Raw genomic sequence first — 19,558 nt, forward strand, 5'->3', positions numbered from 1 at the left:
GTCTGCATTACGGCCGGATATTAACCGAAGAAAACTCCCAATGCATCCCGCAGTTCTGGCGGCATAACCGTTCTTTTACCGGTATGGCTGTCGATAAAATACAGCGTTACGTTTCCGGTGGTCAGCAGTTTGCCGGCTTCGTTGTACACTTCGTGGTGAAAACTGATCTCGTGACCGGCCGGCAGTTCCTTTAATAGGGTCTTTACCGAGATCAGGTCGTCGTAATGTGCCGGCCGCAGAAACCTGGCTTCCATATGCACCACGGGCATACGCACGCCCATTTCCTCCATCTTCTTATAGGTAAAACCCAGCTCGCGGATACATTCTGCACGGCCAACTTCAAAATACTGCGCGTAATTGCCGTAATACACAATATCCATCTGGTCTGTTTCTGCATAACGTACCCTTATCCTGCTGATGTGCTCGTACATGGATCTTAATTTGTTGACAAACTTACGGGCTCTTTATGTTTTTCCACAAATGATGGAATGATGTTTGCTAACGAAAGGCTAATACTAATTTTAAGACAGGTTTTTCGCTTTTTATTAAGAAACAAACAGAAAACTTTGGGCTTGTCGTAGCCAACTCTTTATGAAAAGACCCATTCACTACCTTTTACTGTTACCCACCATGGCAGTGTTTTCGCTGACCGTGAAGGCACAGCTCACAAAAGCGAATACGGACATTGACGCGGAATTCAAAACCGCCAAGGACCTTTACCAGAAAGAAGCATTCAGTCTCGCTTACCCGGTCTTCCGGAAATTGTATGCGAACGGCGTTGCCCAGAGCGAGATCCCCGAGAATGTCCGGCTCGAAAGTAAATATTACGCCATCGTATGCGGGCTGCAGCTGAACGATTCCACTGCGGAGCCGCTGGCACAGGAATTCATCGAGCTGGAGAACACACCGGCAAGAATACAGATGATGGCTTTTCATCTGGCAGAATATTATTACCGCAAAAGGGATTTTAACAGGGCGCAGAACTATTTCCGCGCTGCCGATATCGCCAACCTGAGCAATCGCGAGATTGCCGATATGAAATTCCACCAGGCTTACGGGTATTTTGCCATGCAGCAGTTTGATAAGGCAAACCCCCTGTTTAATGCCATCCGGCAGTTGCCAAAGGATCCGAATTATGTTGATGCGAATTATTATTACGGCTTTATCTCTTTTACCGAAAAAAACTACAGCCAGGCCCTGGAGAGTTTCCAGGTAGCCGAGAAATCGCCCGAATACCAGAACGTGGTGCCGTTCTATGTGGCGGAGATCTATTACTTCAACGGTGAAAAAGACAAAGCGCTGGAATATGGCGAGAAAGCGATACGCCAGTCGGGCAACTATTACGACCTGCAGCTGCACCAGCTGGTGGGACATATCTGGTTTGAGAAAAAAGAATTCGCGAAAGCCCTGCCTTACCTGGAGAAATTTGTGAACGCTAAAGAAAAAGTGAGGAGGGAGGACCTGTATGAATTATCCTATTGCTATTACGTGGCTAAGAACTGGAACAAATCCATCGAAGGGTTCAAACAGCTGGGCGGCGCGCAGGATTCGCTTGCGCAGAACAGCATGTACCTGCTGGCCGATGCGTACCTGAAAACCAACGACAAAGTAAATGCGCGCAGTGCTTTTCAGTTCTGTGCAGACAATAACAGCAACGCCGCACAGAAAGAAGTGTCGGTATTCAACTATGCAAAACTTTCTTATGAACTGGGATATCTGGATGTAGCCTTAAAGAATTTCCAGGCTTTTCTTGCCAGCTATCCCAAATCGACCTACCTGCAGGAGGCGAAGGAACTGCTGGTCAATACACTGGCCAATACCTCCAATTACCGGGAGGCGCTCCGGCTGTACGAGAGCCTGGGTGCCAAAAGCGATAACGCCGTTCGGTTATACCCCCGGTTGCTGTACGGTGCCTCGGTGGAAGCCATCAACGACCAGAATGTAAACCGCGCAGATTCCCTGCTGAGCAAACTGCTGCAGGTTCCTTACAATACTGCCTTATTACCGCTTACCTATTTCTGGAAAGGAGAGATCGCCTACCGCAACGAAAGCGTGGATCCCTCGATCGAGTTCATGCAGAATTACCTGAAGAATCCCGTGACGAACGGGGAGGTGAACCCGGTGAATGCAAAATATATCCTTGCCTACGGCTATTTCCGTAAAGAGAATTACGATGCCGCCAGGAATTATTTTGAACAGGTGGCCAAAGTGGTGACACCCGCATCCGCCGCCATAGAACAGGATGCCTTTCTGCGTGCCGCGGATTGTTATTTTATGCGAAAAGAGTTTGCACAGGCTTTGCGCATGTATGAGTCTGTGATCAGCCAGCAATTGCCTGCGGCCGATTATGCACTGTACCAGAAAGCGATCATTGCCGGGGCGATGAACCGGAACAGTGAAAAGATCAGCCTGCTGCAGTCGCTGGAGAGATCCTATCCCAAATCTTCGCTGGTTACCGATGCCAATATCGAGATCGCCAATACCTATATAGCCGACGAGAATTTCCAGGCAGCGATAGCGCCGTTGAAAAAAGTGACGGGTAACCCCAAAGCGGCATCGTATGGTCCGCAGGCCTACCTGAAACTGGGCGTGGCCTATTTCAACCTCGATAAGAACGACGATGCGCTGGAGAATTTCAAGAAACTGGTGGCCACGTATCCCAACAGCGAAGAAAGCAATGATGCGATAGAATATATCCGTAACATCTTTGTGGAAAAACAGCAGCCCGGTGATTTTGCGTCGTTCATGCGGCAGAACGGCAAGCCTATCTCGGAAAACGAAGAAGACTCGCTGACCTACCGTGCAGCCATGATGCGGTACGAGGCACGCGATCTGCCGGGCGCCCGTGCAGGGTTTGCCGCCTATCTCGCCAAATTCCCGCAGGGAAGGTTCCATATCGATGCCAATTACCAGATCGCCGAAATGCTGATCGCGGGTAAGATGAACCAGCAGGCGCTTCCTTATTACAAGGCGGTGGCCGATGAAGCACCGAATAAATACGCCGAGCGCAGCACACTGCAGACGGCCCGTATCTACTACTTTGACCTGAAGGATTACGCCAATGCGGAAAAATATTTCAGCCAGCTGAAGAATATTGCCAATGTGCAGGAGAACAAACTGGAAGCGATGCGCGGACTGCTCCGCTGTCAGTTCAAAACGCAGAAATGGAAAGAGGCTTCCGCCAATGCGCAGGATCTTTTACAGGAAAAAGGCATTGCATCCGACGACCGCATGATGGCCAATCTTGTGGTGGCCAAAAACCACCAGCTAAGCAACGAGCAGGAGGCTGCCATCGCAGCTTACAAACAGGTGATCGCTGCCGGCAAATCAGAATATGCCGCGGAATCGCAGTACCAGATCGCAGACATATTGCTGCAGCAGAATAAGCTGCCCGATGCCGAAAAAGCAGCATTTGAAATGATCAAAAAAATGGGATCCTATGATTACTGGGTAACCAGGAGCTATATACTGCTGGGGGATGTGTATACCCGCCAGAAAGATTATTTCAATGCGGAAGCCACCCTGAAAAGCGTTGTGGAGAATGCAACGATCACCGAGCTCAAAGAAGAAGCGCAGCGGAAACTGGCGATCGTACTGGAAGAAAAGAACAAAGCCAACAAAGTTGAACAGTAAAGAAATCATTCCTATGCAATATCTGCACAGAACAGGTTTAATGGTGTTGTTGATGGGTTGTGTATTGTTTGCCGATGCCCAGACAAGAAGGGTAAGCAAGTCAAAGCAACGCAGGATCGATCTCAACAAACAAAGAAAAGCACCCCAGCCGGCGGCCAAGGCCGATACAACGGCGCCCAAAACGGTAACGATCACTTCGGCTTTCAAGCCTTTTTTGAAGAATGCCGCCAAGCTGAATTTTACCGCGGCTTCGCCTGTGATCGATTCGTCGAAGATACCCGTGGCATACCAGGTGCCTTCGCAGAACCTGTTTTTTTCCTACCAGCCGGTGGCCATCAAACCCCTGGCGTTGCCGGTGGATTCGGGCTATACCTGGAACAACCACCAGTACATCAAACTCGGTGCGGGTAATTTCAGCAGCTATTACGTCGAAGCGGGTTTTTCGTTCGGCGATGGCAAGCATTCCATCACGAACCTGAAAGGTAATTTTCTTACCACCACGGGTCACCAGTTTGCCCAGCAGGCCAACCGGTGGGAGATAGATGCGCTGTCGATCATCAACAGCGGCGATAACCACGAATGGACGGCGCATGCTTTTTACAATACCAAAACCCAGTACCAGTACGGGTTTCAGCCAAATACCATCCCGTATACCAAAGACGACCTGTTACGCCAGTACAATACGGTGGGTATTAACGTGGGGCTGCGTAACAAGATCGAGAATGCGTTTGGCATCAGCTATCATCCGCAGATCAGTTTTGTACGCATTGAAGACAACAGAAAGGCCAACAATTACGATTTTGTGATCAAGGCGCCCATCAGCAAATCGTTTGGCAAGATCTATTCGTTTAACCTGGGTCTTACCGCCGATATGTCCAAAGCATCGATGCCGATGATCCCCAACCCGCTCGAGCTGACCAACAATCTCTACTACCTGAATCCTTCCATACGGTTCAAAACCCCCAATGTAAAGATCAATGCGGGGTTGCAGCCTTCCTGGGACAACAAACAGTTCAGCATGCTGCCCGATATCACCGCAGAAGCAAAGCTGACAGAGACCGGCCTGGTATTCGAAGCCGGCTGGATCGGTTCTTTCCGGAAGAACACGTTTGGTTCGCTGGTGGCTTTCAATCCATGGATCACTTCGATCAGTTCCATGAAGAACACCCGGATACGCGAGCAGTTCGCGGGCATCAAGGGTGCATTGGGCAGTCATTTTACGTTCCAGGGACGCGTATCGCTGCAAACACTCAACAACCAGCCGCTGTTTGTAAACGATATCGGCGATGGAAAGACCTTCCAGGTGCTGTATGAACCCGAAATGAAATCCATCCGTGTACACGGCGAAGCGGCTTATTCGGTGCAGGAAAAATTCAGTTTCCTGGGCGGTATCACTTTCAACCAGTATCATTCGCTCAGCGTACACCAGAAAGCATACGGCCTGCTGCCGCTTGAACTGACCGGCAGCGCCAAATGGAAACTGCTGAAAGACCTGCAGCTCCGTGCAGATGTGTTTCTGTGGGATGGCGCTCCTTACCGCGACAAAGCCATGAACAATTTCAAGAGCAGCGCGGTGGCGGATCTGAACTTCGGTGCCGAGTTTACCGTGATCCCCAAACTGAATCTCTGGCTGCAGATGAACAACCTGCTGAACACCACTTACCAGCGATGGAACCAGTATCCTGTTTTAGGCTTTAACGTATTGGGAGGTATCGTATATTCGTTCAAATAAACGGGTATACTTGCAGCAATACTTACAGAAATTCCTGATCCTGCACCGCAAGCTGAGCATTCCGCAGCTGGGCAGTTTCGTGATCGAAGACGAGCCCGCGCGTGTGGATGCAGAAAGCGGTTTGCTGTTTGCCCCGAGACCGGTGATCCGTTTCAGCGAAGGCGACAGACCTTCTTCAGACAAACATTTTTTCCGTTTCCTGGCCGAGGAGATGCAGATCGATGAACTGGCGGCCATCCGTGAATTCCATGAGTTCTGCTATGCATTCCGCAGCAGCATTCAGTCCAATTCCATGGCTTCGATACAGGGTATCGGCAGGGTGGTAAAACGCGAGGGCGATGTGCTGGGCTTTACACCCGAAACAAATTTACTGGAACTGCTGCCGCCGGTGCCCTGGCTCAGCAACCGGGAAGAAACGGATGAACAAACCGAAAAAGAAAGCAAAAAACGACGCCATAAAAAAACAGCATACGGACAGGAGCCCCCGGCAAACGAAACAGCCGGAGAGGGGGCCGCGGCCGGGGACGAAGCCTCCGAAACCGAGCCACGCGACCGCTGGTGGATCTATGCCATGATACTGGGTGGGATAGGCGTTTTGGCATTGTTGTATTATTACCGGTTATTTGCGTCCATTTTATAACCCGCGTTCCAGACATGCCCGAAAAAATCCATTACCATCACTGCCCCGCCTGCCAGTCGGCTGATATACAGTACAGCCTCGCGGCAAAAGACCATACGGTAAGCGGGGAAGATTTTACCATATGGGAATGCGGCAATTGCTCGCTTCGTTTTACACAGGACGTACCAGATCAGTCCGGGATCGGACGCTATTACGCCTCCGAAGAATATGTATCGCATACCGATACAAAAGAAGGGCTGGTGAACAGGCTGTATCACCTGGTGCGCAACCATACCTTACAGACAAAACAAAAACTTGTTCAGACCCGATCAGGGAAAAGGATGGGCGCCCTGCTTGATGTAGGCGCGGGAACAGGCGCTTTTTCCGATACCATGCAGCGGGCCGGCTGGTCTGTTACCGGTCTTGAACCCGATGCTACCGCACGTAAAAATGCCAGAGAGAAATACGGGCTGTCCCTGTTGTCTCCCGAAGAATTATACCATCTGCCTCCTTCACAATTCGATGCCATTACACTCTGGCATGTGCTTGAGCATGTACACGATCTGCAGGGTTACCTTGAAAAATTTCACCGGGTGCTCAAACCGGGCGGAAAACTGATCATCGCCGTACCGAATTATACAAGCTACGATGCCCGGGTATATGGTGAATACTGGGCGGCTTATGATGTGCCGCGGCACCTGTATCATTTCTCACCGCTGTCGATGAGAAAATTGTCGGCGGCAAAGGGATTTGCCATGGAATCCATACACCCGATGTGGTTCGACAGCTTCTATGTATCCATGCTGAGCGAGAAATACCGCAATGGCTCCGGCAACCTGATCGGCGCTGCATGGAACGGTCTTGTATCCAACCTCAGCGCTTTTTCCGGTACGGAGAAATGCAGCTCGCTGATCTATGTGCTGGGGAAACAGGGGGCGTGAGACCTGAGGAGAGAACTTTTACTGCAACCTTAATTCGAACATTACGGGCCACTGTTTGCCGGTAACGAAGAATGTTTTCGTTGTCTTGTTATAGGCGATGCCATTGAGTACAAAACCCTGATTCAGTTTCCGGGGATCGGGTGTCACATTATTCTGCGCAAGAATGGTAGAAAGATCCAGTTTGCCTTCCACTTTACCGGTGGCAGGATTGATCTTTACGATATCGTCCTTACCGTAAATATTTGCATATATCATCCCGTCCACATATTCGAGTTCGTTAATATCTCCCACATATCCGTTGTTGTCGGTTACTCCTAATGTTCTTTTGATCCTGAAGGTCTCGGGGTCAACGAAATACAGGTTGCTTTCACCGGTGGAAATGATCAGTGCCGTATCGTTATGGGTAAGTCCCCAGCCCTCGAAAGGCCATTCAAATTCTCTCAGTTTTTTGAATGTCTTCAGGTCATAAACAAATGCCTTATGGTTTTCCCATGTAAGCTGGTATATCTTGTCGTTCATTACGGTAATGCCTTCTCCAAAGAAACTTTTGTCGATGGCTATCCCCTTCGTTTGTTTGCCAGACTTATAATCGGTCTGTAGCAATTTACTTTTGCCAACCCAGCCTGTTCCCTCGTAAAGCACATTGTCGTTCCATTCCAATCCCTGTGTATACGAAGAAGTATCGTGCGGGTACATCCTGATCACGCTGTAACCGATAGAAGCAGGAGCGGGTGTTACCGGGATATCCGGGTTGGTTTCATCGGGTTTACTATTGTTGCAGGCAATCGCTGCAACAAGGACCAGCGGTAAGACGATCTTTTTCATGAAACAAAATTGGGACTAATATAAGCTATTAGCGGATTGCGGGATTTGGGCCGGTTGTTAAACTTTACAAGACAGTTGCCACAGATTTCACAGATTTTCACTGATTTATCTGTGCTGATCTGTGAAATCTGTGGCAAACTTCCCAACAATCATTTCCCTAATCACTCACTATACATTGAACCTGAAATGCATCACATCCCCATCCTGCACCACGTATTCCTTTCCTTCTATACGTAAACGTCCGTTATCGCGGGCAGCAGCTTCATTGCCGTATTTCACATAGTCATCGTAAGCGATCACTTCGGCTTTGATAAAGCCTTTTTCAAAATCGGTATGTATCACACCTGCGGCCTGCGGGGCTTTCCATCCCTTGTGTATCGTCCAGGCACGCACTTCCTGAACCCCTGCGGTGAAATAGGTGTCGAGGTTCAGCAGCTGGTAGGCAGACCTGATCAGTCGGTTCAGCGCAGGCTCGGTCATTTTGTATTCCTCCATGAACATCTGCTTGTCTTCAGGCGATTCCATTTCCGCGATCTGCGCCTCGATATTATTGCACATTACGATCATTTCAGCGCCCTCGGCCTTTGCCGCAACTGCCAGCGCCTCCGAAAATTTATTCCCGGTATGCATGCTCGCTTCATCTACGTTTGCAACGTACAGGATGGGCTTGTCTGTAAGCAGAAAAAGATCGGCGACAGCTGTCTTTTCTTCCTTACTGAGACCAAGGGTATGGATGTTCTTTCCTTTTTCAAGATGATCCTTGCAACGCGTCAGTGTTTCAAATTCGGCTTTTGCTTTGGTATCGGTTCCCACACGCGCCATTTTCTCCACGCGCTGTATTTTTTTATCCACGCTTTCCAGGTCTTTCAGCTGGAGTTCGGTTTCAATGATCTCTTTATCGCTGATGGGATTGATGGCGCCTTCTTCGCGCAGTACATTCTCGTCTTCAAAACAACGGATCACATGAATAATGGCGTCCACCTCACGGATATTGCCAAGAAACTTGTTGCCCAGGCCCTCGCCCTTGCTGGCGCCCTTCACCAGACCCGCTATGTCCACGATCTCCATCTGCGTGGGAACGATGCGGTTGGGCACCACCAGTTCCGCCAGTTTGCTCAGCCGGTAATCCGGCACATCCACCAGTCCCACATTGGGCTCGATGGTACAAAACCGGTAATTACTTGCCTGTGCTTTTGCACTGTTGCTGACCGCGTTGAAAAGTGTTGATTTACCCACGTTCGGTAATCCCACGATACCTGCCTGTAATGCCATAATTGCTGCTGTTTTTAAAGAACCGGTAAAGATTTTTTTATCTGGTCTGCACCGTTCTTTACCGTTCAAAATCGGGCGCAAATATAGTCCCATTTACCCGTGTGCGGAAATGTTCGTGTGGGCTAACCGTTACGGGTCTCAGCGCCCGAAAGAGTATATTTGACGGATGAAGTCCCGGCTTGTTCCCTGCATCCTGTTTTTTACCTGGATAGCCTGTAAAAATAGAAATCCCCAAACAGCGCTGGCCGCACAGCAGGATTCGGCGCGTTCCTGTATGCAGGTTCCTTCAAGATTTGGAACAGTGGCGGCAGACAGCTCCTTTCCCTACGGCGGCGATACCTCGCAGAAAGGAATGGTACTGGTGCCAGGCGGTATCTTTGATATGGGCGGCGATAACGACCAGGCCGATCCGGATGAACTGCCCAAACACAGGGTACGGGTGTCACCGTTTTACATCGATATCACCGAGGTAACCAATGCCCAGTTCGGGGCATTTGTAAAAGCCACCGGTTACCGCACCACCGCCGAAAAAAAGCCCGACTGGGAGCAACTGAAAACCACGCTGGCGCCGGGTACGCCCAGGCCGCCCGACAGTGTGTTGGTGGCGGCATCGCTGGTATTCAGGCCTTCGTCAGGGCCTGTTGACCTGAACGATTACAACCAGTGGTGGCGCTGGGTAAAAGGGGCAGACTGGCGGCATCCCGAAGGGCCTGGCAGCTCTGTCAGCGGAAGGGAACAGTATCCCGTGGTGCATATCAGCTGGGACGATGCCCTGGCCTATTGCAGGTGGGCCGGCAAACGCCTGCCTACCGAGGCAGAATGGGAATTTGCGGCAAGGGGCGGCAGGTTGAACAATGTCTATCCCTGGGGTAATGAGCATGTTAACAGCGGGCAGCCCAAAACCAATAGCTGGGAGGGCAGTTTTCCCTATTATAACCAGCAAAAAGACGGTTACCTGAGAATGGCGCCCGTGGGTTCCTACCAACCCAATGGTTACGGCCTGTACGATATGGCCGGCAATGTATGGGAATGGTGCAGCGACCTGTACCACCACGATTATTACCAACAGCTTGCCGGCAAACTCAGCATAGATCCGAAAGGACCTGCCCGTTCTTATGATCCGCAGGAACCCTATGCCCAGAAACGCAGTCTCCGGGGCGGCAGTTTTCTTTGCAACGAAGCTTATTGCAGCGGCTACCGGGTTGCGCGCAGGATGAAAAGCACGCACGACACCGGTCTCGAACACACGGGTTTCCGCTGTGTCAAAGATGTCGGGAAAAAAGCCTGACCGATAACGGCATTATTGTAAAAGACCGTAAACAAAAATGCGGCAATGAATCCATCGCCGCATTACTTCCGGAACAGAGCCGGTTAATTATCGTTGTTGCCATCATCAGTTTCTTCGGCAGCGGCCGGGGAAACAGGCGGCTCGTTTGACGGCGCCACGTAGATGGTCTGGTGATAGAATTTGGTGGAAGGTTTTACCTCGTTCAGTTTTTCGTTGAAAATGGAGAGGTAGTTATTGTCTTTGTTATTCTTGTTGAACACATCCTTAAGCTGCGCAAACAGTTCGCTGGAAGTGGATTCGAATACCGGTGTTTCCAGGCTGATCAGTTTGATATTGGCATCCACAAACTGGTTCATCTCGGTGTTGATGATGGTACAATGTACATTGCCTTTCAGTTTTGAATCCTTGCAGATATTCACGCGGAGACTGTATACCGACCCTTCAAATTCGCCTTCCACTTTGATATCGTTGCAGATAATTACGCCCTTGATCACGCCGGTAGGTGTGATATGGATCGTTTTCTTGCTGTACAGCACACCGGTGAAGTTACCATCGAGGATGATGTCGTTCTCCGAATCCAGTACACCCGAAATATTGGTGGAACTGGTGATGAACAATTGTTTTTCGTCCGACTGTGAAGACACGGATGAAAAAGAAGAATTGGGATCATGAAGCAGTTGTTCCCTGAATTTATTCATGGCGTTAATGATTGGTCAGTGACAATAATAACGAACTATCAGCCAGAAAATTAGGTATTTCATTGGAAAATCATGTAGTTGGCATCCGTTTTTTTTGTGGTTCATAAAACAATCATCCTGAATTTCCTGAAAAACGTTCATTATTGGCTATCTTGACAGCCCCAAGTAAGAAATCCAGTATAATGTTCAACAAGAAAACAGAACCTGCTTCCGACATGCGCCCTGCCGTGCAGGTTGTATCGGGCGGCGTGTATTTTGGTATTATTAAAACTGCTTCACCGATACGTATCGAAGGCGATTTCAAGGGTATTATCTTCTGCACCAACAAAGTGATCATCGACAAAAAAGCATCCGTAAACGGCGATATACTCTGTCATGAGATCGTGATCGGCGGTGTTATCGAAGGCAACGTGATCTGCAAAAGCAAATGCGTGCTGAGTGAAGATGCGATCGTGAACGGCGTGGTGCGTACCTGTAAGTTCGAAAACGGCGAAAACAGTTCGGTTACCGGCCCCGTGTATGTGAACAAGGAAAACATGAATATCGATGTGGAAGAGTATTACGAACTGTTTAATAAAAAAGAAACCCTCGAAAAGATCAAATCCGAGTATTTCTCTCTCCCGCAGAAACTGATCCTGATCAACTGATCCGCCCCGGCCGGCGATTGTTTTGAGGACTGATGCATCGGATTTCGATGCGTGCGTGTCAGATGAACATCGTATGACCAGGATTTTGCTGATAGGGATCGTTTGCTTTGCCGCTTTGCGTATGCCGGCCCAGTGCCCGGCCAATCTTGGTTTTGAGACAGGTGATTTCACCAACTGGAAATGTTATTCAGGACGCATCAATTCGGCGCTGGTATATACGGGTACCGGTATCGATACGCCGCTCCGCAGCCGGCACACCATTTTCACCCGGTCGGCCACGGCATTGAAAGATCCTTACGGCGGTTTTCCCGTGGTTTGCCCCAATGGCAGCAACCATTCGATCCGCCTCGGCAACGATTCCATCGGCGGGCAGGTAGACGGGGTAAGCTATACCTTTACGGTTCCTTCGGATAAGGATGTATTCAGTATTATTTACAACTATGCCGTTGTACTCCAGAACCCCTCGCATTTTCCAGAACAGCAGCCCCGGTTCACCGCCAAGGTGCTTGACGAAACCACCGGCCAATACCTCAACTGCTCGTCCTTCGATTTTTCCGCTTCCTCCAGTCTTCCGGGTTTTAAGCAGTCCGGCATCGGCGCCAGGGGGGCGGATGTATACTATAAGCCATGGTCGCCTGTTACCATCAAGCTGGTCGGTTATGCCGGTAAGAAACTGACGATCGAGTTCCGCGCTCAGGACTGTACCCAGGGCGGTCATTTCGGATACGCGTACCTGGATATCAACGAAGACTGCACCGCACCCATCAGCGGTAATATTGTTTGCGAGGGCGCGCAGTCTACGGTACTGATCGCACCGTTTGGTTTCAGAGAGTACCGCTGGTATACCACGGATTTTTCCAGACAACTGGGCACGGGCAATACGCTGCGTCTGCAGCCGGTGCCACCGGTGAACACCGCTTTCGCCGTAGAGGTATTGCCCTATCCCGGATCCGGCTGCGTGGATACCCTGTATACCACCCTGCAGAAAGCGTCGGCGCCTTTTTCGTTCCTGCTGCAGGATACAGCCGGCGCCTGTCTGCCGCAACGCATCGATCTTACGGCACCCGCTCTCACAAAAGGCAGCACCCGCGGTCTGGCCTATACCTATTTCCTGGATTCGTTTTTCAACTATATGGAACAGCCCGAGTCCGTGGATGAATCGGGCACTTATTATATCAAAGCTTCCAATGCCGTGGGCTGTATAGACCTGAAACCCATCGTGGTGGTTTATGATACCGTTCCCCGGTTGAAAATGACCGATCCGCCCCCTTATACCTACCCCAATACCGGCAACCTAACCGATGCCGGCCTGTACGATGGCGCCCTCACCGGGTTGACACGCAGTTACTGGCGGGATGCCGCACGCAGCATACCTGTATCCAATCCGTTGAAGATAGAAGAAAGCGGCCGGTATTATGTGTATGCCACAACACGTTATGGCTGCGCGGTGATGAATTCGGTTCAGCTGCTGCTGCAGATAGCGCCGCCGCCAAACGCGTTCTCGCCCAATAGCGACGGTATAAACGATACCTGGCGCATTGCGGGCATCCAGGGATTTCCGCAGGCGGTGATCGATGTATTCGACAGGTATGGCCGCTCGGTGTTTCATTCCGTAGGCTACGATAAAGTCTGGGATGGCACCCTGAAGGGCAAACCCCTGGCCATCGGCACCTATTATTATGTGATCTGGCTCTCCGACAAACTGAAACGCGTTACCGGAAGCGTTACCATTTTACGTTAGACGAAGAATGCTGGCGTCAATCAGTTATTTTTGCAGCCAACCGTAAGACAGGCTTTCCCATGAACCGCGAACTGAAGCAGCTTTCCGGGCAACTGGAAGGATCGTTATTTTTTGATACCACCGTGCGTACGCTGTATGCCACGGATGCATCCGCTTACCGCGAAATGCCGCTGGCAGTGGCGATACCGAAATCGGAAAACGATATCAGACAACTCATCCGTTTTGCCGGCGAGCACCATACCTCGCTGATTCCGCGTACGGCAGGCACTTCGCTGGCGGGGCAGGTGGTGGGCAAAGGCATCGTGGTGGATGTTTCGAAGCATTTTACTTCCATCATCGAACTGAACGAAAAAGAACATTGGGTAAGGGTGCAGCCGGGTGTGATACGTGACGAGCTGAACATGTTCCTGAAACCTTACGGGCTTTTCTTCGGACCCGAAACATCCACCGCCAACCGCGCCATGATCGGCGGCATGGTGGGGAACAATTCATGCGGATCCAATTCGGTGATCTACCGGAGCACCAGAGAGCATTTACTCGAAGTGAAAGCCATACTGAGCGATGGCAGCGATGCCTGTTTCAAAGAACTCAGCATCGATGAATTTCATGCGAAATGCGATACCGGCAGCCTGGAGGGCAGCCTGTACCGGCAGACCCGCAAACTGCTGAGTGATTACGAAACACAGCAGGAGATAAAAAAAGAATTCCCGAAGAAATCCGTTGAAAGACGCAATACGGGTTATGCGGTTGACCTGCTGGTTGACACGGCGCCGTTCACCGCCGGCGGCGATGATTTTAATTTCTGTTCACTGATCGCCGGTTCGGAAGGAACACTGGCTTTTATTACCGAGATCAAACTGCACCTGGTACCGCTGCCGCCAAAAGAAACCGGGCTGCTGTGCGTGCATTTTCACAGCATCGACGAATCGCTGCGCGCCAACCTGGTGGGGCTTAAATACAAACCCAGCGCCAGCGAACTGATCGATCATTACATACTCGAATGCACCAAGGAAAATATCGAACAGCGCAAGAACCGCTTTTTTGTGGAAGGTGATCCCGGCGCCATACTGGTGATCGAATTCCAGCGCAACTCGAGAGATGAAATATTGGCTATCACCAGCCAGGTGGAGGCGGAAATGCGGCAGGCCGGACTGGGTTATCATTTCCCCGTTTTATTCGGTGACGATACCAAAAAAATATGGACGCTCCGCAAAGCCGGGCTCGGTCTGCTTGCCAACCTGCCGGGCGATGAAAAAGCGGTTCCCGTTATCGAAGACACCGCGGTATCGGTGCGCGATCTGCCCGCCTACATACGCGATTTCAACGAAATACTGAAGAAGCACGGACTGTATTCGGTGCATTATGCCCATGCCGGTTCCGGCGAACTGCACCTGCGCCCCATCATCAACCTCAAAACAGAAGAGGGCAACCGGCTGTTCCGCACCATTGCCGAGGAAGTGGCCACGCTGGTAAAAAAATACAGGGGATCGCTCAGCGGTGAACACGGCGACGGCAGGTTACGGGGCGAATTCATACGCCAGATGGTGGGAGAGAAGAACTATGCCTTGCTGAAAGAGATCAAACAGCTGTGGGATCCGAATAATATTTTCAACCCCAACAAGATCGTGGATACGCCATCCATGAACAGTATGCTGCGGTACGAACCGGGGCAGCAGCCACCTGCGTTTCATACTACGTTCCGTTTTTACCGGCAGGACATACTGCAGCATGCCGAACAATGCAACGGATCGGGCGATTGCCGTAAAACGCATCTGTCGGGCGGAACCATGTGCCCATCCTATATGGCTACCCGCAACGAAAAAGACACCACCAGGGCAAGGGCCAACATACTGAGGGAGTTCCTGACGCATTCACACAAAGAGAACCGCTTTGACCATAAGGAGATCTACGAGGTGATGGATCTCTGCCTGAGTTGCAAAGCCTGTAAATCGGAATGCCCCTCCAATGTGGATATGGCCAAGCTGAAAGCCGAATTCCTGCAGCAGTATTACGATGCCAACGGGGTGCCGTTCCGCTCAAAGCTGATCGCCAATTTTTCCGCATCGGCCAGGCTGGGGTCGCGCGCGCCGGCCCTGTATAATTTTTTTGCCGGCAACGCACTCACGGGAAGCCTGATCAAAAAGATATCGGGTTTTGCACAGAAAAGATCGATCCCTTCGTTATCACCGCAGACGCTGCGGCAATGGTATGAGAAACGCAGCGGGCAAACAACTGCTGCAGCCCGCCGGGTGTACCTGTTCTGCGACGAGTTCACCAATTACAACGATGCGCATATCGGCATCAGCGCCATCCTGCTGCTGGAGCGGCTGGGATACGAAGTGATCATACCGGCGCATAAGGAAAGCGGCCGCACCTGGTTGTCCAAGGGCCTGCTCCGCAAGGCACAGTCCATCGCCAATGAAAATATTTCCCTGCTGCACCCGCTGGTATCTGCAGATACGCCGCTGATCGGAATCGAACCCTCGGCCATACTTACGTTCCGCGACGAATACCCCGACCTGGCATCAGACGAGAACCTGGAGCCGGCCAAACAGCTGGCGAAAAATGTATTCCAAGTAGACGAGTTCCTGGCAAACGAAATGAAGAACGGCCATATCCGCAAGGAACAGTTCACCGCAGAAAAAAAGTTGGTAAAACTGCATGGCCATTGCCAGCAGAAAGCGGTGGGTTCGCTGGCATCTTCGGTGCAACTGCTTTCCTTTCCCGAGAATTATACCGTGCAAACCATACCCTCGGGCTGTTGCGGCATGGCCGGTTCTTTTGGTTATGAAAAAGAACACTACGATATATCGATGCAGATAGGAGAGTTGGTGCTGTTTCCTGAACTGCGTAAACAAACGGAAGACACATTGATAGCCGCACCCGGTACCAGTTGCCGTCACCAGATTTACGACGGCACCCGGCGCAAAGCGATGCATCCCGTTGAAATACTGTACGCTGCGCTTGCCTGAACAGCTGCGTCAAAATGAACCGCCGGTAAAAAACTAACGCCCATTCATTTTCATTGGCGCCGCTTATCAAAATTTTTCAGGATTGTTTAAAAATGAATATTTATTCATTTATGTTTGCGGCTTGAAGTTACGCGACGATAAAAAAACGCAGCAGATATTTGATGCTGTACTTTCTCTGGTAAAAGAAAAAGGCCTGGCAGGCGTTACCATGGGCGAGATAGCCAGGCATGCGGGTATGGCCACCGGTACCCTGTATATTTATTTCACGAATAAAGAAGAGCTGATCAGCACACTTTTTTCCGAATGCCGCAAAGCATCCCTGGAAAGTTATTTCCGTGACTACAACGAAGACCTGCCGTTCAAATCGGGCTTCAGGATCGTATGGAACAATATCCTTCAGTTCAGGATACAGAATTTTGAAGATGTGGTGTTTCTTGACCAGTGCTATCATTCCCCCTTTATCAACGAGTGCACCATGAAGCTGACAAAGCAGATGAAGAAGCCGTTGTACAAGCTGATAGAGAAAGGAAAGGAGGAGAACATCTTCAAGGACATGGACACGGTCTCGCTGCTCACTTTCCTGTTCGGCGTAATTCACGAAGCAGCAAAGAACGCGCATTACCAGCGCAGGCCGATGACGCAGTCAGATATCGATGCCCTGTTCCGGCTGTGCTGGGACGGCATGAAAAGATAACCGTTAACCAAAGAAGCAACATGAGTATGAGAAGATTCCTGCGGTATCCGCTGATCATCATTATGATATGGGCGTGCACCGAAGCAAGAGCGCAATCGCTGACCGATACCACGCTCCGGGACGCCACGCTGGAACGGGTGGTTCAGTTTGCCATCGCCCACCAGCCCCTGATACGACAGTCTTTGCTGGATGAAGCCATCACCGAACGGCAGATTCAATCCAAGCTCGCCGACTGGTTTCCGCAGCTGAATTTCAACTACAGCCTGCAGCACAATTTTGACCTGCCGGTCTCTTTCTTCTCGGGAAACTATGTACGCAACGGCACGTTTAATTCCTCCGCTTTCGGGTTGAATGCCACGCAGGCCATTTTCAACCGCGATGTACTGCTGGCAAAACGCTCCGCGGAAGACATCAGGCTCTTGTCGAAACAGAACACCGGCGCCGGCAAGATCGATGTGGCGGTGAATGTAAGCAAGGCGTTTTACGATATCCTGTTATCGCAGCAGCAGGTATCGGTACTGAGCCAGGCGATCACCAGGCTGGAGCGCAGCCTGAAAGACGCGGTAAGCCAGTACAACAGCGGTATTGCCGATAAAACGGATTATAAACGCGCCACCATTGCACTCAACAACGCCAGGGCACAGAAAAAACAGGCATCGGATCTTGTTACGGCAAAATACACGTACCTGAAACAGCTGATGGGTCTTTCAGACAGTTCTTCCCTGCAGATCAGCTACGACACATCGCTGATGGAAAAGGACGCAGTGGCCGACACAAACCTTGCGGTGAGTTACCAGAACCGTATCGAATACAGACAGCTGCAGACACAGCAACGGCTGCAGCAGCTGAACAGAAAATATTATAAAAATGCATTCCTGCCGGTAGTGGGTGCTTTTGGCAACTACAATATGGCCTATCTCGGCAACGATTTTGCAAAAGTGTACAACAACGGTTTTGTCAACTCCAATATCGGCTTGCAACTGGCGCTGCCGATATTCCAGGGTAACAAAAGGATCCACCTGATACGGCAGGCCGAGCTGCAGGCAAAGCGGGTGGATTGGGATATGGCCCTGCTGAAAAGTCGTGTCAACACCCAGTACCAGCAGGCGCTGGCGGTGTACAAAGGCAATCTGGCCGGCTATTATGCGCTGAAGGACAATGTGGCCATGGCCGATGAGGTGTACCGTACGCTTGACCTGCAGTACCGTTCGGGTATCAAAACTTACCTGGACGTGATCATTGCAGAAGCCGATCTGCGCACCACCCAACTCAATTATTACCATGCACTGTTCCAGCTGCTGCAGAGCAAGCTGGACATACAGCGTGCCTTGGGAACCATTCAATACTAACACCAGCAAATTGAGAATAGTATGCAACAATCAATGGTAAGAAACGGTTTATACATCGGCAGCCTGTTATTTCTTGCTGCCTGCGGAGGCGCCAAACAGGAAACGCCGAAAGCCCCGCCGCCAACACCGGTAACGGTTTACGAAGTCAGAAAGGAACGGGCGGTTTACTTTGATGAATACCCCGCCACCATCGCCGCCCTGAACCAGGTAGACCTGAAAGCACAGGTTACCGGTTATGTTACCGGCGTATATTTCACAGACGGACAGCATGTGCGGAAAGGGCAGAAGCTGTACGATATCGACAGACAGCAGTACCAGGCCAGTTACGACCAGGCCGTGGCCAATCTGAATGTGGCAAAATCCAATCTTGCCAAGATACAGCAGGATGCGGATCGGTATACCGACCTGCTGAAGCAGGATGCGATCGCGAAACAGCGTGTTGACTATGCACTGGCCGATCTGCAGAGCGCAAAGATGCAGGTGGCTGCGGCGCAGGCCAATGTGTCGCGTTTGTCGAACGATATACGTTTTGCCGCTATTTACGCACCATTCGATGGTACGATCGGTATTTCGCAGGCAAAGGCGGGAACGCTGGTAACCGCCAACCAGAACGTGTTGAATACGGTTTCCACAGACAACCCGATGGCCGTGGACATTTTTGTTGACCAGAAAGAAATACCGCGGTTCACGCAACTGTTCCGCAACCCCGGTGGCGCAGGCGACAGCACATTCACCCTGCTGCTGCCCGGCAATATACCGTACCGGTCGACCGGACACATCAGTCTGCTCGACAGGGCCGTTGATCCGCAGACAGGAACGATCCGCACCAGGCTGGTGTTCCCGAATAACGGGCAGCTAAAACCCGGCATGAGCACCAGTGTGCAGGTAAGGAATAACCAGGCGGGCGAATTTTTGCTGACGCCGAACAAGGCGCTGGTGGAACAGATGGGAGAGTTCTTCGTGTTTGTGCTGACCGACAGCAGCAAGGTGACGCAGAAGAAGGTGACAACTGGCGCCCGTATAGGCGACAAGGTGATCGTTAAAGACGGTCTGCAGCCGGGTGAGAAAGTGGTTACCGAAGGTGTGCAGAAATTAAAAGAAGGAACCGTTGTTACAACAGGCACACAGCCTGCAAAAAAACCTTAAG

Annotated in this window: 15 protein-coding genes; 11 read left to right on the forward strand and 4 right to left on the reverse strand. The window is 50.9% G+C overall.

Going from position 1 to position 19,558, the window contains the following annotated elements; translation table 11 throughout:
- Positions 1-20: 20 nt before the first annotated feature.
- Entirely contained in the window at positions 21-431 is a 411-nt protein-coding gene (locus GWC94_RS05920) for an acyl-CoA thioesterase (protein ID WP_161834106.1), read from the reverse strand.
- Between the two features lie 160 nt (positions 432-591).
- Between GWC94_RS05920 and GWC94_RS05925 the strand changes: the two genes are divergently transcribed.
- From GWC94_RS05925 to GWC94_RS05940, 4 genes are read left to right on the forward strand one after another with little or no spacing between them, the layout of a single operon-like run.
- Positions 592-3,633, forward strand: a complete 3,042-nt coding sequence (locus GWC94_RS05925) for a tetratricopeptide repeat protein (RefSeq protein ID WP_161834107.1) — start codon at positions 592-594, stop codon at positions 3,631-3,633.
- 13 nt (positions 3,634-3,646) lie between these two features.
- Positions 3,647-5,365: a TonB-dependent receptor gene (locus GWC94_RS05930; RefSeq protein WP_161834108.1), complete on the forward strand. Its 1,719-nt coding sequence runs from the start codon at positions 3,647-3,649 to the stop codon at positions 5,363-5,365.
- 10 nt (positions 5,366-5,375) lie between these two features.
- On the forward strand, positions 5,376-6,005 hold the full coding sequence (locus tag GWC94_RS05935; RefSeq protein ID WP_161834109.1) for a hypothetical protein: 630 nt from the start codon (positions 5,376-5,378) through the stop codon (positions 6,003-6,005).
- A gap of 14 nt (positions 6,006-6,019) precedes the next feature.
- On the forward strand, positions 6,020-6,925 hold the full coding sequence (locus GWC94_RS05940) for a class I SAM-dependent methyltransferase (protein WP_161834110.1): 906 nt from the start codon (positions 6,020-6,022) through the stop codon (positions 6,923-6,925).
- An 18-nt stretch (positions 6,926-6,943) separates the two neighbouring features.
- Here the strand turns inward: GWC94_RS05940 and GWC94_RS05945 are convergent, their stop codons facing one another.
- Together GWC94_RS05945 and ychF are read right to left on the reverse strand one after the other, a co-directional pair.
- Positions 6,944-7,750, reverse strand: a complete 807-nt coding sequence (locus GWC94_RS05945) for a glutaminyl-peptide cyclotransferase (RefSeq protein ID WP_161834111.1) — start codon at positions 7,748-7,750, stop codon at positions 6,944-6,946.
- Positions 7,751-7,918: 168 nt separating this feature from the next.
- Positions 7,919-9,022 carry a redox-regulated ATPase YchF gene (gene ychF, locus GWC94_RS05950; RefSeq protein WP_161834112.1) on the reverse strand — a complete coding sequence of 368 codons (1,104 nt, stop codon included), beginning with the start codon at positions 9,020-9,022 and terminating at the stop codon, positions 7,919-7,921.
- A gap of 166 nt (positions 9,023-9,188) precedes the next feature.
- Between ychF and GWC94_RS05955 the strand changes: the two genes are divergently transcribed.
- Positions 9,189-10,310 (forward strand): formylglycine-generating enzyme family protein, encoded by a 1,122-nt coding sequence (locus tag GWC94_RS05955; RefSeq protein WP_161834113.1) that lies wholly within the window; start codon positions 9,189-9,191, stop codon positions 10,308-10,310.
- Positions 10,311-10,393: 83 nt separating this feature from the next.
- Here the strand turns inward: GWC94_RS05955 and GWC94_RS05960 are convergent, their stop codons facing one another.
- Positions 10,394-11,008, reverse strand: coding sequence for a bactofilin family protein (locus tag GWC94_RS05960; RefSeq protein ID WP_161834114.1), 615 nt, complete (start codon positions 11,006-11,008; stop codon positions 10,394-10,396).
- 182 nt (positions 11,009-11,190) lie between these two features.
- Here GWC94_RS05960 and GWC94_RS05965 point away from each other — a divergent pair, with 182 nt between their 5' ends.
- From GWC94_RS05965 to GWC94_RS05990, 6 genes are all read left to right on the forward strand, one after another.
- On the forward strand, positions 11,191-11,655 hold the full coding sequence (locus GWC94_RS05965; RefSeq protein WP_161834115.1) for a bactofilin family protein: 465 nt from the start codon (positions 11,191-11,193) through the stop codon (positions 11,653-11,655).
- A 73-nt stretch (positions 11,656-11,728) separates the two neighbouring features.
- Complete coding sequence (locus tag GWC94_RS05970) at positions 11,729-13,396, forward strand: gliding motility-associated C-terminal domain-containing protein (RefSeq protein ID WP_161834116.1); 1,668 nt, start codon at positions 11,729-11,731, stop codon at positions 13,394-13,396.
- A gap of 59 nt (positions 13,397-13,455) precedes the next feature.
- Positions 13,456-16,368 carry an FAD-binding and (Fe-S)-binding domain-containing protein gene (locus GWC94_RS05975; RefSeq protein WP_161834117.1) on the forward strand — a complete coding sequence of 971 codons (2,913 nt, stop codon included), beginning with the start codon at positions 13,456-13,458 and terminating at the stop codon, positions 16,366-16,368.
- 121 nt (positions 16,369-16,489) lie between these two features.
- Complete coding sequence (locus GWC94_RS05980; RefSeq protein WP_161834118.1) at positions 16,490-17,062, forward strand: TetR/AcrR family transcriptional regulator; 573 nt, start codon at positions 16,490-16,492, stop codon at positions 17,060-17,062.
- A gap of 20 nt (positions 17,063-17,082) precedes the next feature.
- Positions 17,083-18,411: a TolC family protein gene (locus GWC94_RS05985; protein WP_235918468.1), complete on the forward strand. Its 1,329-nt coding sequence runs from the start codon at positions 17,083-17,085 to the stop codon at positions 18,409-18,411.
- Between the two features lie 21 nt (positions 18,412-18,432).
- On the forward strand, positions 18,433-19,557 hold the full coding sequence (locus GWC94_RS05990) for an efflux RND transporter periplasmic adaptor subunit (RefSeq protein ID WP_161834119.1): 1,125 nt from the start codon (positions 18,433-18,435) through the stop codon (positions 19,555-19,557).
- Position 19,558: the final 1 nt, after the last annotated feature.

The organism is Sediminibacterium soli (assembly GCF_009939225.1).
Lineage (GTDB): Bacteria > Bacteroidota > Bacteroidia > Chitinophagales > Chitinophagaceae > Sediminibacterium > Sediminibacterium soli.